Source organism: Streptomyces spectabilis, assembly GCF_008704795.1.
Taxonomy (GTDB): domain Bacteria; phylum Actinomycetota; class Actinomycetes; order Streptomycetales; family Streptomycetaceae; genus Streptomyces; species Streptomyces spectabilis.
On record NZ_CP023690.1, the window covers coordinates 6,676,852 to 6,690,202 of the forward strand.

At 73.3% G+C, this 13,351-nt stretch carries 14 protein-coding genes; 7 read left to right on the forward strand and 7 right to left on the reverse strand.

Features of this window, described 5'->3' with window-relative positions; all coding sequences use genetic code 11:
- Nucleotides 1-4 precede the first annotated feature (4 nt).
- The 3 genes from pruA (at nt 5) to CP982_RS29420 (ending at nt 3,096) form a co-directional block, all read left to right on the forward strand.
- Complete coding sequence (gene pruA / locus CP982_RS29410; RefSeq protein WP_150513235.1) at nt 5-1,636, forward strand: L-glutamate gamma-semialdehyde dehydrogenase; 1,632 nt, start codon at nt 5-7, stop codon at nt 1,634-1,636.
- A 123-nt stretch (nt 1,637-1,759) separates the two neighbouring features.
- Complete coding sequence (locus tag CP982_RS29415; protein ID WP_150513236.1) at nt 1,760-2,422, forward strand: HAD family hydrolase; 663 nt, start codon at nt 1,760-1,762, stop codon at nt 2,420-2,422.
- Nucleotides 2,419-3,096 (forward strand): hypothetical protein, encoded by a 678-nt coding sequence (locus CP982_RS29420; protein ID WP_150513237.1) that lies wholly within the window; start codon nt 2,419-2,421, stop codon nt 3,094-3,096. The genes CP982_RS29415 and CP982_RS29420 overlap by 4 nt, the downstream gene beginning before the upstream one ends.
- A gap of 8 nt (nt 3,097-3,104) precedes the next feature.
- On the opposite strand, the gene CP982_RS29425 is transcribed toward CP982_RS29420, so the two are convergent.
- Nucleotides 3,105-3,983 carry an alpha/beta fold hydrolase gene (locus CP982_RS29425; RefSeq protein ID WP_150513238.1) on the reverse strand — a complete coding sequence of 293 codons (879 nt, stop codon included), beginning with the start codon at nt 3,981-3,983 and terminating at the stop codon, nt 3,105-3,107.
- Nucleotides 3,984-4,124: 141 nt separating this feature from the next.
- Here CP982_RS29425 and CP982_RS29430 point away from each other — a divergent pair, with 141 nt between their 5' ends.
- Nucleotides 4,125-5,234: an alkene reductase gene (locus CP982_RS29430; RefSeq protein ID WP_150513239.1), complete on the forward strand. Its 1,110-nt coding sequence runs from the start codon at nt 4,125-4,127 to the stop codon at nt 5,232-5,234.
- Here CP982_RS29430 and CP982_RS29435 read toward each other — a convergent pair.
- The 4 genes from CP982_RS29435 to CP982_RS29450 form a co-directional block, all read right to left on the reverse strand.
- Nucleotides 5,213-5,944, reverse strand: coding sequence for a nitroreductase family protein (locus CP982_RS29435; protein ID WP_150513240.1), 732 nt, complete (start codon nt 5,942-5,944; stop codon nt 5,213-5,215). The two genes, CP982_RS29430 and CP982_RS29435, sit on opposite strands and share 22 nt — an antisense overlap.
- 83 nt (nt 5,945-6,027) lie before the next feature.
- On the reverse strand, nt 6,028-7,212 hold the full coding sequence (locus tag CP982_RS29440; protein ID WP_229878458.1) for a lysophospholipid acyltransferase family protein: 1,185 nt from the start codon (nt 7,210-7,212) through the stop codon (nt 6,028-6,030).
- Nucleotides 7,209-8,072 carry a phosphatidate cytidylyltransferase gene (locus CP982_RS42680; protein WP_150513241.1) on the reverse strand — a complete coding sequence of 288 codons (864 nt, stop codon included), beginning with the start codon at nt 8,070-8,072 and terminating at the stop codon, nt 7,209-7,211. Before CP982_RS42680 ends, CP982_RS29440 begins: the two co-directional genes overlap by 4 nt.
- Nucleotides 8,069-8,671 carry a CDP-alcohol phosphatidyltransferase family protein gene (locus CP982_RS29450; protein WP_150513242.1) on the reverse strand — a complete coding sequence of 201 codons (603 nt, stop codon included), beginning with the start codon at nt 8,669-8,671 and terminating at the stop codon, nt 8,069-8,071. Before CP982_RS29450 ends, CP982_RS42680 begins: the two co-directional genes overlap by 4 nt.
- Nucleotides 8,672-8,711: 40 nt before the next feature.
- On the opposite strand from CP982_RS29450, the gene CP982_RS29455 reads away from it, so the two are divergent.
- Nucleotides 8,712-9,284 carry a GNAT family N-acetyltransferase gene (locus CP982_RS29455; protein WP_150513243.1) on the forward strand — a complete coding sequence of 191 codons (573 nt, stop codon included), beginning with the start codon at nt 8,712-8,714 and terminating at the stop codon, nt 9,282-9,284.
- A gap of 28 nt (nt 9,285-9,312) precedes the next feature.
- On the opposite strand, the gene CP982_RS29460 is transcribed toward CP982_RS29455, so the two are convergent.
- On the reverse strand, nt 9,313-10,311 hold the full coding sequence (locus CP982_RS29460) for an MDR family NADP-dependent oxidoreductase (protein ID WP_150513244.1): 999 nt from the start codon (nt 10,309-10,311) through the stop codon (nt 9,313-9,315).
- Between the two features lie 132 nt (nt 10,312-10,443).
- Here CP982_RS29460 and CP982_RS29465 point away from each other — a divergent pair, with 132 nt between their 5' ends.
- Both CP982_RS29465 and CP982_RS43000 read left to right on the forward strand, forming a co-directional pair.
- Nucleotides 10,444-11,370, forward strand: a complete 927-nt coding sequence (locus tag CP982_RS29465; protein WP_150513245.1) for a LysR family transcriptional regulator — start codon at nt 10,444-10,446, stop codon at nt 11,368-11,370.
- Between the two features lie 187 nt (nt 11,371-11,557).
- Nucleotides 11,558-11,686, forward strand: coding sequence for a hypothetical protein (locus tag CP982_RS43000; protein ID WP_260422910.1), 129 nt, complete (start codon nt 11,558-11,560; stop codon nt 11,684-11,686).
- Between the two features lie 12 nt (nt 11,687-11,698).
- Here the strand turns inward: CP982_RS43000 and CP982_RS29470 are convergent, their stop codons facing one another.
- On the reverse strand, nt 11,699-13,288 hold the full coding sequence (locus CP982_RS29470) for a purple acid phosphatase family protein (RefSeq protein ID WP_150513246.1): 1,590 nt from the start codon (nt 13,286-13,288) through the stop codon (nt 11,699-11,701).
- Nucleotides 13,289-13,351 lie beyond the last annotated feature (63 nt).

Genomic DNA, 13,351 nt, shown 5'->3' on the forward strand with positions numbered 1-13,351 from the left:
ACTCATGGACGCTGTGACCCAGGTCCCCGCCCCGGTCAACGAGCCGGTACACGGCTACGCCCCGGGCTCCCCGGAGCGCGCCCGGCTCGAGGCCAAGCTCAAGGAGCTGTCCGAGAACCCGATCGAGCTGCCGATGACCATCGGCGGCGAGAAGCGCCTCGGCGGCGGCGAGCCGTTCGAGGTCGTCCAGCCGCACAACCACAAGGCCGTCATCGGCACCGGCCGCGGCGCCACGCAGCAGGACGCCCAGGACGCGATCGACGCCGCGCTCGCCGCCGCCCCTGCCTGGCGCGCGATGGCCTTCGACGACCGCGCCGCGATCATCCTGCGCGCCGCCGAGCTGCTGTCCACGACGTGGCGCGAGACGCTGGCCGCCTCCACCATGCTCGGCCAGTCCAAGACCGCCCAGCAGGCCGAGATCGACACGCCCTGCGAGCTCGTCGACTTCTGGCGCTTCAATGTGAAGTACGCCCGTGACCTGCTCGCCGAGCAGCCCCCGGCGAACTCCACCGGCGTCTGGAACCGTCTGGACCACCGCCCGCTCGAGGGCTTCGTCTACGCGATCACGCCGTTCAACTTCACGGCCATCGCGGGCAACCTGCCGACCGCCCCGGCCCTGATGGGCAACGTGGTCGTGTGGAAGCCGTCCCCGACGCAGACCCACGCCGCCGTCCTGCTCATGCAGCTCCTGGAGGAGGCGGGCCTGCCCAAGGGCGTCATCAACCTGGTGACCGGCGACGGCATCGCCGTCTCCGACGTGGCCCTGCACCACCCGGACCTGGCCGGCATCCACTTCACCGGCTCGACCCGCACCTTCCAGCACCTGTGGAAGACGGTCGGCACGAACATCGAGAAGTACCGCTCCTACCCGCGCATCGTGGGCGAGACGGGCGGCAAGGACTTTGTGGTGGCGCACCCCAGCGCCGACCGCGCCGTCCTGAAGACCGCGCTGACCCGCGGCTCCTTCGAGTTCCAGGGCCAGAAGTGCTCGGCCACCTCGCGCGCCTACATCCCGGCCTCCATCTGGAACGACGGGTTCAAGGAGGAGTTCGCGGCCGAGGTCGACGGCATCAAGATGGGTGACGTCACCGACCTGTCGAACTTCATCGGCGCCGTCATCGACGACCGCGCGTTCGCCAAGAACAAGGCGGCGATCGACCGGGCCAAGGCCGACGAGACCTGCACGATCGTCGCGGGCGGCAGCTACGACGACTCCGAGGGCTACTTCGTGCGCCCGACGGTCGTCGAGTGCACCGACCCGGCCAACGAGGTCTTCAAGGACGAGTACTTCGGCCCGTTCCTGGCCGTGTACGTCTACGAGGACGACAAGTACGACGAGATGCTGACCCAGATGGAGTCGGTGTCGGCCTACGCGCTCACCGGCTCGGTCATCTCCAAGGACCGCGCGGCGGCCGCGTACACGATGGAGAAGCTCCGCTACGCCGCGGGCAACTTCTACATCAACGACAAGTCGACCGGCGCCGTCGTCGGCCAGCAGCCCTTCGGCGGCGGCCGTGCCTCCGGCACCAACGACAAGGCGGGCGCCCCGCAGAACCTGATGCGCTGGACCCTGACCCGCGCCATCAAGGAGACGCTGGTCGCGCCGACCGACTACGGCTACCCGCACATGGGCTGACGCCCCCCCCCGAGGGCGCACGCCCTCATGAACCCCCGCCCCCGGCTTGGGCCCCACCCCGGCCGGGGGCGGTGTCGTATAGGTTGCGACGACACGACAGCGCGCGACCCAGGGGGCTAGCGGGTGGACGATCCGAAGAACCGGCCGTCGGTGGTCCTGTTCGACCTCGGCAACGTGCTGTTCCGCGACCCGTGGGAAACGCTGCTCTTGACCGAGGGAGAGGGCCTCGCCGACCGCCTCGGGCTCGATCGCGACGAGGTCGACACGGTCGGGCGGCGGCTCTGGCGCCGGTTCAGCGTGGTCGAGGCGGAAGAGGGCGAGTACTGGGAGGAGTTGGGGCGCGAGCTCGGCAGGAAGGTCCCGCCCTCACTGGTCGAGGAGCTGGAGGACCGCCTCCTCGTCGCCAACCCGGCGGCAGCCGAACTCCTCGCCGCGGCCTCGGACGCCGGGGCGCGGCCGGTGGGCATCGCCTCGAACAACACGTCCTTCTGGTACGCGAAGCAGGCCGAGCGTCTGTCCCTGCACCAGTGGTTGGACCCCCGACTCGTCTTCCTCTCTCATGAGTTGGGCGTCACGAAGGGCGCAAGGGGCCGCGGCCTCCTCGAAGCGGCCGCCGAGCGCGTGCACCCGCCGTCGACCCTTCTGATCGAGGACCGCGCGGGCAATCTGCGCCGCGCGCGAGGGCTCGGCTTCCGGACGGCGGCGTACGCGTTCGAGGGAGCGGCGCCTTCGGAGGGCCGACCGGTCGCTGACGCGCGGGAACTGCTGAGGAGGCTCTCGGCATGAGCGTGCCGCCGCCCTCGTCGGACCCCTCCGCGCGGCCGCCCCGCAAGGGCCCCGCGGGGGTGCGGCCCCCGGACGCCGAGGCGGGCCTCACGGCTGCGTCGCCGGTGATCGCCACGCTCCTCGCCGAGTACAACTCGCTGCGGCAGGAGAGCCTCCAGGCCATCACCAACCGCATCCAGATCATGAACTTCGCGTTCACCTCGCTCGCGGTGGTCGTCGCGGCCGTGCTGACGTCCGACCTGTCCCGCGGCGTCCTGATCCCGGCCTGCCTGGTCTTCGTGCCCGCGGCCGCCAAGGCGAGCCTGCTGATCTGGCTGGGCGAGTACCACCGGTCGCAGCGGGCGGGCCAGGGCGTCGCCGTGGTCGAGCGCCGGATCAACGCGCTGCTCGGCGGCCCCGCCGTGCTCAGCTGGGAGTCCCGCCTCGTCTCCTCCGGTACGCACATGGGGTATCCGTACGTGGCGACGGCCGCGTTCATCCTGAGCACCGGCGTGCTCGCAGAGGTCCTCGGCGCCTACTTCCTCATCGAGCGGTACGCGGGCGGCGGCACGCCCTGGGACGACGTCGCGCTCGGCGGGGCCGTGCTGCTCTACGCGGTGATGACCGAGGCGGTCTTCCTGCGGTTCTTCCGGGTGCGGTGGCGGGCCATCCGGAGCGCGACGCACAGCGGATAGCGCGGGGGCTAGGCCTGCGCGCGGCGGCCGAGGAAGTTCTCGATCAGGTCCGCGATCTGCCCGGCGTGCGTCTCCAGGGCGAAGTGGCCCGTGGGGAGCAGGTGCACCTCGGCCTCGGGCAGGTCGCGCTGGAAGGCGGTCGCGCCCGCGCGCACGAAGATCTGGTCGTGTGCGCCCCACACCGCGAGCAGCGGCACCTGGCTCTCGCGGAAGTACGCCTGGAAGTCCGGGTACAGCGCGATGTTGCCGCCGTAGTCGCCCATCAGGCCGAGCTGGACGGCGTCCTGCCCCGCTCGCGCCATCGCCGCGGTGTCGTGCTCCCACGCGTCGGGGCTGATCAGGTCGAGGTAGCGCTCGGGGACGCCGTGTGTGTACTGCCACTTGATGCCTTCGGGGGAGCGGATCTCCCGCACGGCCGCGGCCGTCTCCTCGTTCGGGTCCTTGATGTACGCGAAGACGGGCGCCCAGGCCTCGGCGCCGAGGCCCTCCTCGTACGCGTTGCCGTTCTGCGTGACGATCGCCGTGATCCGTCCGGGGTGGGCGAGCGCGAGGCGCAGACCGATCGGCGCGCCGTAGTCCTGGACGTACAGCGCGAACCGGGTCAGGCCGATCCGCTCGGTGAACTCGGCGGTGATCTCGGCCAGTTCGGCGAAGGTGTACGAGAAGGTGTCGGCGGCGGGCGCCGCGGAGCGGCCGAAGCCGATGTGGTCAGGGGCGATGACGCGGTAGCGGTGGGCGAGGAGCGGGATGAGGTCCCGGAACATGTGCGAGCTGGACGGGAAGCCGTGCAGCAGGAGCAGCACGGGGGCGTCGGCGGGCCCCGCCTCGCGGTAGAAGACCTCGTGGCCGCGGACGGTGGTGGTGCGGTGGTGGACCTGGGCGCTCATTCTTCTAACCCCTCATGCTGACTTTGGTGGTTGGCGTGCGGTAAGTGCACCACGCTTCTGCCTAACTGGTCAAGATGAATTGAAAGGTTAGGTCGGAGCGGACTTGAAACTGACACCTGTGTCAGCTTCTACCGTTGCGGCATGACGCAGAACACGCTCCTCACCCCGTACGCCGCCCCCTTCGGCCACCTCCCCAACCGCATGGTCATGGCCCCCATGACCCGCTTCCGCGGCGAGGAGGACGGCACCCCGCAGCCGATCGTCGCCGACTACTACGCCCAGCGGGCGAGCGCCGGGCTCATCGTCACGGAGGGCATCTGGCCCAGCAGCCGCGGCCAGAGCGGCTGGCGCATCCCCGGCCTGGAGACGGCCGCGCACGTCGCGGGCTGGCGGCGGGTCACCGAGGCCGTGCACGCCGCGGGCGGGCGGATCTACGCCCAGCTCATGCACGGCGGCCGGCACGGCCACCCGCTGTCGCGCATCGACGGCGACGCGCCCGCCGCCCCGTCCGTCGTGGTCTCGCCCGAGCTGGTGCACGTGCGTGACGGCGGCAAGGCCGAGCCCGTGACCCCGCGCGTGATGACCGTCGACGACATCCGCACCGCCGTCGACGACCACGTGGCCGCGGCCCGCAACGCCATCGAGGCGGGCTTCGACGGCGTCGAACTGCACGGCGCCAACAGCTACTTGATCCACCAGTTCCTCGCCGACAACACCAACCTCCGCGACGACGCGTACGGCAGGGGGTCGATGGAGAACCGCATCCGGTTCGCGGTGGAGGTGGTGCGCGCGGTCGCCGACGCCATCGGCGCGGAGCGGCTCGGCCTGCGGCTCTCGCCCGGCAACCCGCAGTTCGGCATGTACGAGGCCGACCCGGGACCGGTCTACCGCGCGCTGCTCGACGAGATCGACGGCCTCGGCCTGGCCTATCTGCACCTCACCGACAACGACCGCTACCCCGCCCTCGACGACCTGCGCCCCCACTGGAGCGGCACCCTCATCGCCAACGTCGGCGAGAACGGCGACCCGACGACCAAGGAGGCGGGCGAGGCCGTCGTCGCCGACGGCCGCGCCGACCTCGTCTCCTACGGCAGGGCGTTCCTCACCACTCCGGACCTGCCGCACCGCTTCGCCGTGGGCGCGCCGCCGAACGACCTCGACGCGGCGCACCTGTACACGAACGGCGCCGAGGGGTACACCGACTACCCCGCCCTCGGCGCCCGGGAGCTTCAGACCTCCACGAGCACCTGATCGAGGGACTTGCGCACCAGATCGGGCACCTGGCAGTCCGGTGCCGGATAGCCGACGGGGATCACCGCGAACGCCTTCTCGTTCTCCGGCCGTCCGAGCACCTCGGACAGGAACCGCATCGGGCTCGGCGTGTGGATCAGGGCGGCGAGCCCCGACAGGTGCAGCGCGGACAGGAGCATGCCGACCGCGATGCCGACCGACTCGTCGACGTAGTAGTGCTTGTGCTTGGTGCCGTCGTCGCCGAGCCAGTACCGCTGCTGGAAGACGACGATCAGCGCGGGCGCGTCCGTCAGGTGCGGCTTCACCTCGTCCGTGCCCAGCGGGCGCAGCGCGGCCAGCCACTCCTCGCCGAGCCGCCCGTCGTACGAGATCCGCTCCTCGTGCTCGGCGGCCTCCCGGATGCGGCGGCGCACCTCGGGGTCCCGCACCAGGACGAACGTCCACGGCTGCTGGTGCGCGCCCGAGGGCGCGGTCGCCGCGCACGCGACGGCGTCCCGTACGACCTGCGGCGGCACGGGGTCCGACGAGAACTGCCGCACGGTGCGGCGCTCGTCCATCCGCTCCCTCAACTCGGCGGCGTGCGCGAGGGATTCGGCCTGGGGCATGCGGGCGGGGCGGTAGGGAACCGAGCGGTAGGGCTGCCCGTGGATCGGTGTCCAGCGGTCGGCGGGGTGTCCGGTCTCCGGCTTGTGCTGTTCGGTATCAGGCATGCCTCGATTCTGGGACCGGGGGCGGCGGTGCGCCATGGTGCGTACCAATGGAATGCGCGGGAGGTGCCCTCCGCGCGGGTCCGTCAGCTCCAGCCCGCCACGATCAGGCCGAGGCCTGTCGCGAACCCGCCGCCGAGCAGGGCCAGATACGCGCCGTAGCGGCGGCGCAGCCGGTGGGCCAGGAAGCCGAACGCGCCGAACCCGAGGCCCACGGTGAGGGTGCGGGAGCCGCGCGAGAGCGCCGACTCGGCCAGCCAGTCGCGGGCCGGGACCTCCGCGCGGCCCGCCTCGGCCGCGTACACCTTGAACGGGACGCCGTTCCACGGCTGGTGCCGGACCGCCGCCGCGCCCTCGGCGGCCAGCTCCTGGCGCACCTCGGCGCGCATCCGGTCCGTGGTGAGGGGGTGCGGCAACTGCACGCCGGAACCGGCCAGTTGCAGTGCCAGGAGGCCGCCGGTGAGGCTGCCGCCCAGGGCCGCGAGGGCCAGCTTGAGGGACCTGCGGGGCACCGCCGCGCACGCGATTGCGAGGAGCAGCTCCGGCATCAGCGGCCAGCTCAGCGCCTCCGCGCACGCCCACGCGAACGCCAGCGGCAGGCCCAAGGGGGAGCAGGCCGCCGCCGCGACCCGCTTGCGCGTACGGGAGTCCGGCAGGGGCTCGTCCGCGGTGCGGCGGTGCAGCTCCGCCACCGCCGCCCGGGCCTCCTGCGGCGTCACCGTCGGCGGCAGCGGCTCGCCGATCGTCACGCGGACCAGGGACGGGCGCAGCCTGCCGTGTTTCGGGAGGAGGCGGTCCGTGCCGGCGATGCCCACGGGGACGACCGGCACGTCCGCCTCCCGGGCCAGGACCAGGGCGCCCTTGTGGAACGTGCCGAGTTCGCCGCGGCGGGCCCGGGTGCCCTCCGGGAACAGCACCACCGCGTGGCCCGCGCGCAGCGCGTCCGCCCGGGCCAGGAGGTCGTCCATGCCGCCTCCCGTGCGGCGCACGGGGAAGCCCGCGGCCAGGCGCGCGCACACCCGGCGCCTCCAGGGGGAGGCGAACCAGTAGTCCGCCGCGGCGGCGATGGTGGGGGAGTGGCGCGCGTCCAGGGCGGCCAGCAGGGCCGCGGTGTCGGCGTGGGAGGTGTGGTTGGCCACGACCACGCAGCCGCCGTCCGGCAGGGCGCCCTCGCGGGTGATGCCGCCGGTGAGGGTGAGCAGGGTGCGCCACAGCACGGCCCTCGCGGCGGCGCCCCAGGCCCGCGCGAGGGGCTCGCTCCCCGTCTTCACAGGCCCACCGCCATCGTCAGGAGCAGGGCCAGGAGCAGCGAGTCCACCCGGTCCAGGAGGCCGCCGAAGCCGGGGAGCCAGGTGCCCGCGTCCTTGACGCCCGCCTCGCGCTTCACCATGGACTCCAGGAGGTCGCCCAGGACGCAGCCGACGAGCACCGCCGCCCACAGCGTGAGCGTGAGGGCCCCGACCGCCGCCAGGGCCAGGGCCGTCGCCGCCGCGGTGCCGAGCACTCCCGCCCACGTCTTGTTGGGGGACAGCGGGGAGAGGGGGCGGGCCAGCGGGCCTCCGCGGCCCAGCGCCGTGCCCGCGCACCACGCGCCGACGTCCCCGAAGGCCACCGCCACGCCCAGCGCCACCGCCGTGCCGTCCAACAGGACCAGGCCGGTGAGGGAGACCGGGATCCAGAGCACCCCGAAGAGCGTGCGGCACGCCCGTGTGAAGCCGTGCTCGGTGTCGCCGGTCAGGAGCGCGGGCAGGGCCGACATGATCAGGAGGGCGGCGAACGCGCGCAGATCGAGCCCCGCGGGCGCGAGCCAGGCCGCCGCGGGCAGCAGGACGGCCGCGACGCCGAGCACCGCCCGCTCGCCGCGCTCGAGGCGGGCCATCCGGGCGTACTCCGCCACGGCGACCACGCCGAGCCCGGCCGCCAGGGCGAACGCCCCCGCCCGGCCCGCCCAGAGCGCGCCGAGGAACAGCGGCGCCGCGAGCGCCCAGGTCCGCCAGCGCCTGCGCAGCTCGGCCCGCATCCGGACCCGGGACGGCAGCGCGGCGACGGCGACGCCGCCCGCACCGAGGGCTCCGGCCACCACGGGCACGGCCCGCGCGGCCGCCTCGCCCGCCACGAAGGCGACGCTCATCGGGTCCCCAACTCCCCCCACAGGCGCCCGCACCGGGCGGCCGCCGTCAGCGCGGAGCCCGCGGCGATCGCCACGAGCACGGGTGCCGCCAGACCGGACGCGGCGGCCACCACGACGAGCGCGCAGCGCTCCGTCTTGCCCACCGGGCCGCCGTTCAGGCGCTCCGCGCCCGCCGCCGCGCCCGCGAGGGAGACCCAGGACGGGAGCGTCGCCGCGAGGGCGGCCGTCGCCACGAGCCACAGCGGGGCCAGCGGCAGGAAGCCCGCGAGCACCACCAAGTCGGCCGCCCTGTCGCCGAGTTCGTTGAGCAGGGCCCCGCGCCGCGTCGTGCGGCCGGTGTCGCGGGCCAGCGCGCCGTCCAGGTTCGCGCACGCCAGGCGCGCCGCGAGCAGGACCGCCGCCGGGAGCGCGGCGAGCGGCGCGGGCAGCCACGCGAGGGCCGCTGCCGCGCCCGCGGCACACCCCACGCCCGCCGCCGTCAGCGCGTCCGGCGACACACCGCGGCGGGCGAGCGCACCGCGCACGCCGGACAGCTTGGCGGCGTACCAGGGCTTGAGGGCGTAGAGGCCGAGGCCGTGGGAGCCGGGGGAACCGTTCATGCCGTCGACTCTGCCGCCGCCCGGGCCCCGGCAAATCGGGATGCGTACTCAAGTGCCGCCTAAGTACCGTGAGCGCGTGACCACGCAGACCGCCCTCCGCACCGCGCACACCGCGGAACTCGCCCCCGCCGACCTCGCCGCCGCCCGCGCCCTCATGGACCTCGCCTTCGACGGGGACTTCTCCGACGAGGACTGGGACCACGGGCTCGGCGGTCTGCACGCCCTCGTCCACGACGCCGACGGGGAGCTGCTCGCGCACGGCTCCGTCGTGCAGCGGCGCGTCCTGCACAACGGCCGTTCGCTGCGCGTCGGTTACGTGGAAGCCGTCGCCACCCGCCCCGACCGGCAGCGGCAGGGCCTCGGCGCGCAGGTCATGAGCGCCCTGGAGGGAATCGTCGAGCGGGCCTACGACCTGGGCGTCCTCTCACCGTCCGAGGAGGGCGAGAAGCTGTACCTCGCGCACGGCTGGCGGACCTGGCCGGGCCTCGTCGGGACGCTCGGCCCCGAGGGCGTGGAGGAGATGCCCGACGAGGACGCCCCCATGCTGTACGGCGCGGACCTCGACCCGGCGCATCCGCTGCTGATCGACTGGCGCGACGGGGACGTTTTCTGAGGGCGTTCTCGCGGTTCCGCGCCCGGGCTCACGTTCGTGCCCGCACGATCATCTTCCCCACGTTCTCGCCCCGCAGCATCCCCAGGAACGCCTCGACGATCCGGTCGAAGCCGTCCACCACCGTCTCGTCGAGACCGATCCGGCCGCTGAGCAGATGCGGGACCACGTACGCGTACAACTCCTCCTGTACGTCGTAGTAGTCACGGACGAGGAAGCCCTCCATGCGCAGGCTCTTCTCCACGATCTCCGAGAGGTTGCGGGGCGCGGCCAGGGCCCGGGTGCTGTTGTACTGCGCGACCGTGCCGACGCGGAGGATGCGGCCGCGGTCGCGCAGGCCCTCGATCGCCGCCTCCAGCTGCTCGCCGCCGACGTTGTCGACGTAGAGGTCCACGCCGCCGGGCGCCGCCTTCGCGAGCAGCGCGGCGGCCGGTCCTTCGTGGTAGTCGAAGGCGTCGTCGTAGCCGACGTGTTCCTTGAGGTAGGCGACTTTCGCCGCCGAGCCCGCGCTGCCGACGACCCGGCCCGCGCCGAGGAGCTTCGCGAGGCGCCCGGCGGCCGTGCCGACGCCGCCCGCCGCCGCCGACACGAACAGGTCGTCGCCCGCGCGCACCGGCGTGATCCGGGTCAGGCCGACGTACGCGGTCAGGCCGGTGCCGCCCAGGATGCCCAGATGCGCGGAGAGGGGCACCCCCTCGAAGCGCGGCAGGACGCGGGCCTCCCGCGGCGTCACCACCGCGTGCGTGCGCCAGCCCTTGCGGTGGAAGACGATCTCGCCCTCCGGGAGCGACGGCTCGCGCGAGGCGATCACCCGCCCCAGGGTGCGGCCCTCCAGCGGCGCGTCGAGCGCGAAGTCGCCGTCCATCATTTCGCGGTGGTAGGGGTCCACCGACCAGTAGAGGTTCTCCACGAGCGCCGAGCCCGGCGCGGGCCCCTCAAGCGCCGACTCCACGAACGCGAAGTGCGCGGGCGAGGGGAAGCCGTGCGGGCGGGCGGTCTGCTGGACGGTCAGGGCCGTGTCGCTGGTCATGCCGGGAAACGTACGGCGGGAATGCCCCCGCGCGGCAGAGGGTTCGGCTCATGGAACGCGGTGAACCATGAGCGCTCCTCATGGGCGCAGGTGGCACGCCCCTCGTGGGCAGGGAAGGACGAGTGGGAACGGATGGCCGAGCACGACCTCGCCCCGCACGAGCTGCGGATCATCGTGGCCGTCGCGGACACCCGCAGCTTCTCCGGCGCCGCCGCGGCCCTCGGCCTGACGCAGTCCGCCGTCTCGCACTCGGTGCGCGGCACGGAGCAGAAGATCGGCGCCGTGCTCTTCGAGCGCGGCCGCGGGGGAGCCGCGCCCACCGCGGCGGGCGAGAGCGCCGTCGCCCATGCCCGGCGCGTGCTGCGGCTCCTGGAGACCCTCGCCGCCGAGGCGCGCGCCGCCGCCGACGGTGGCGGCCCGGTCGCCGTCGCCGGGCCGCTGCGCATCGCCGCGTTCCGCAGCGCGGCCCTGCATCTGCTCCCGGCCGCGCTCACGCGGCTGCGCGCCCGCCACCCCGGCATCGAGCCCGAGGTCCGCGTGGTGCGGGAGCTGGGGCGCGGCACCGCGGGCGAGGTCGCCGACGGCCGCGCCGACGTCGGCATCGCCACCATCGGCACGACCTCACCGGTACCGGCCGGGCTCGTCGGCGGCGTACTGGTGGAGGAGCCCTACGCGTTCGTGCACCCGGCAGGGCATCCGGACCCGCGCTCCCTGCCCCTCGTCGACTGGGCCGAGAACTGCACCTCGTACACCCGCGACTGGTGGGCGCGGCAGGACTGGCTGCCGCGGGCCACCACGCGGACCGAGGACGACGGCGCGGTGCTCGCGCTGGTGAGCGCCGGGCACGCCATGGCGGTCATGCCCGCCCTGTCGCTCACGGGGGCGCCGCCGAGCGTGGCGGTCACCGATCTCGGGCCCGGCCGGCCGACCCGCTCCGTGGGCTATGTCACTACGCCCGAGCAGGCCGCGACGCACGTGGTCAGAGCGCTGATCCGGGAGCTGAGAGCGGCCGCCGCGGAGGCCGCCGTCTCAAATAGTAGGAAGCCCGAGTATTTGTAGAGACAGAAAGCGGAAGCTGTCCTAGCTTTGTAGGAGCCGAACGTCTCGCTCGATCAAGCGAACGGCGGATGTGAGCACGGCCCCGCGCAGGCGAACCCTGCGGCCCCGCTCCCCGCCCTTTCCGGCGTCTCGTAACCCTTTGCGTCCCCTTTTCCGCGGACGCCTGGTTCGAAGGAGTCGAATACCCATGGCCGAGACGACCGTCCGACGAGTCCGCCGCAGCCTCCGCCCCAGCGACACCGAGCGCAAGAACGCCGCCGCCGCCCTCCAGCGGGCCCTCGACCGCAGGGACAACGGCGGCGAGACGGGGCACTGAGCCGCCCCGCGGCTACGCGCCGCGCACGATCTCGAAGTGGTCGACGCGCTCGCCGCTCTCGGCGAGCGCGGAGACCGTGAGCCTGGGGTGCGCCCCGGCCGTCACCTCCACCGCGAGGAACGAGAAGCCGGTGTAGCGCACGCGTGACCACTCCACGGTGTCCGGGTCGGGCAGGCGGAGCTTGGTCCAGTGGAAGGTGAGGACCGACTCCCGGTCCTTCACCCGGCCCTCGTAGCTGTCCTTCACCCCGGCCGGGAAGCCGTAGAGGTCCTTGCCCGCGCCGCCCGCGGTGACGTACACGATGCCGTCGCGCGTCGGATCGGTCGACGCTCCGACCGGTACGGGCCTGCCGACCTCGCCGCCCTTGATGGCGTCGGTCCGCTCGTACACGTGGTTGTGGCCGTTGATCACCAGGTCCACCTGGTGCTTGGCGAACAGCGGCACCCACGCGTCGCGCACCCCGCCGTCGGAGCCGTGCGTCGACGTCGAGTACGCGCAGTGGTGGAAGAAGACGACGACGAAGTCGACGTCGTCGTCCGCGCGCAGCTCGCCCAGGCGCCGGTCGAGCCACGCGGTCTGCCTGCCGTCCGAGTAGCCCTTGTTGGCGGGTATCTCGTACGACACGTCGTTGGCGTCGAGCGCCACGACGCCGACGTTGCCGTAGCGGAACGAGTAGACGCCGGGCGCGTCGGCGGGGTCGAAGCCGTTGTCCGGCAGCGACCAGCGGGCCGACTGGCCGCCGTAGCCGTTCGGCGAGTACCAGGCCTCCATGTCGTGGTTGCCGGTCGTCACCATCCACGGCACGGACTTCGCCACCGACTCCGTCTGCGCGAGGAACTGGTCCCACACGCGGGCGTCGTACTTGTCCGTGTCCTTGCCGTGCCCGGTGGTGTCCGCGTAGCAGATGTCGCCCGCGTGCAGATGGAACGACGGGTTCTGCCCCAGGATCAACTGGTCGTTGGCGAGCGCGTGATAGCTCACGCCCTGGTCGCCGAAGGCCGTGAAGACGAACTTCTCCGGTCGCGCCGGCGCGGTGCGGAACGTGCCGATCGTGCCCGAGCGCTCGGGCGACGCCGGGTCGAAGCCGTCGTGGCCGACGCCGTAGTAATACGTCGTGCCCGGCCTCAGACCGTCCAGGGCCGCGTGCAGGTAGTACTGCTCGACCGCGGGGAGCTTCCGTGAGAGCGACGGCGTGCGCAGGTCCCGGACCTCCGCCGGGATCCTCTGGCTCAGCTCCCAGGGCTCCGTACCCACGCGCAGGTACGGGGATTTGACCGCCAGCGGCACCTGCCAGGAGACGCGCAGCTGCGTCCGCGGATCGGCGCCGAAGGCCAGGTGGCGGCCGAAGGGCGCGACGAGACGGCCGTCCACGCGCACCGGTGCGGCCGGCGCCGCGAGCGGGTGCGCCGCCGTCGGGCGCTCGGCGTACGCGCTGCCCGAGCTGCCCGCGAGCAGACCGAGCCCGCCCGCGGCGCCCGCGGTCGCGAAGGAACCGGCGAGCACCCTGCGCCGGGAGAGCTTCGCGCGCAGGTACTCGTGCTGCTCGGCCATCGTCATCCGCCGTGCGAGCCGCTCGGGTATGCCGACATCGGGAGTCTCCATGACGTGGGAACTTCCCAGGGGCGTCCAACTCCCGCCATACCTGCGGGTGAAGAGAGCATGTCC

What these genes read in the sequence shown, in the direction of transcription:
- pruA (WP_150513235.1), top strand. Translation starts at nt 5, where the DNA reads ATGGACGCTGTGACCCAGGTCCCCGCCCCGGTCAACGAGCCGGTACAC.
- CP982_RS29420 (WP_150513237.1), top strand. Translation starts at nt 2,419, where the DNA reads ATGAGCGTGCCGCCGCCCTCGTCGGACCCCTCCGCGCGGCCGCCCCGC.
- CP982_RS29425 (WP_150513238.1), bottom strand. Translation starts at nt 3,983, where the DNA reads ATGAGCGCCCAGGTCCACCACCGCACCACCACCGTCCGCGGCCACGAG.
- CP982_RS29430 (WP_150513239.1), top strand. Translation starts at nt 4,125, where the DNA reads ATGACGCAGAACACGCTCCTCACCCCGTACGCCGCCCCCTTCGGCCAC.
- CP982_RS29435 (WP_150513240.1), bottom strand. Translation starts at nt 5,944, where the DNA reads ATGCCTGATACCGAACAGCACAAGCCGGAGACCGGACACCCCGCCGAC.
- CP982_RS42680 (WP_150513241.1), bottom strand. Translation starts at nt 8,072, where the DNA reads ATGAGCGTCGCCTTCGTGGCGGGCGAGGCGGCCGCGCGGGCCGTGCCC.
- CP982_RS29450 (WP_150513242.1), bottom strand. Translation starts at nt 8,671, where the DNA reads ATGAACGGTTCCCCCGGCTCCCACGGCCTCGGCCTCTACGCCCTCAAG.
- CP982_RS29455 (WP_150513243.1), top strand. Translation starts at nt 8,712, where the DNA reads ATGCGTACTCAAGTGCCGCCTAAGTACCGTGAGCGCGTGACCACGCAG.
- CP982_RS29460 (WP_150513244.1), bottom strand. Translation starts at nt 10,311, where the DNA reads ATGACCAGCGACACGGCCCTGACCGTCCAGCAGACCGCCCGCCCGCAC.
- CP982_RS29465 (WP_150513245.1), top strand. Translation starts at nt 10,444, where the DNA reads ATGGCCGAGCACGACCTCGCCCCGCACGAGCTGCGGATCATCGTGGCC.
- CP982_RS43000 (WP_260422910.1), top strand. Translation starts at nt 11,558, where the DNA reads ATGGCCGAGACGACCGTCCGACGAGTCCGCCGCAGCCTCCGCCCCAGC.
- CP982_RS29470 (WP_150513246.1), bottom strand. Translation starts at nt 13,288, where the DNA reads ATGGAGACTCCCGATGTCGGCATACCCGAGCGGCTCGCACGGCGGATG.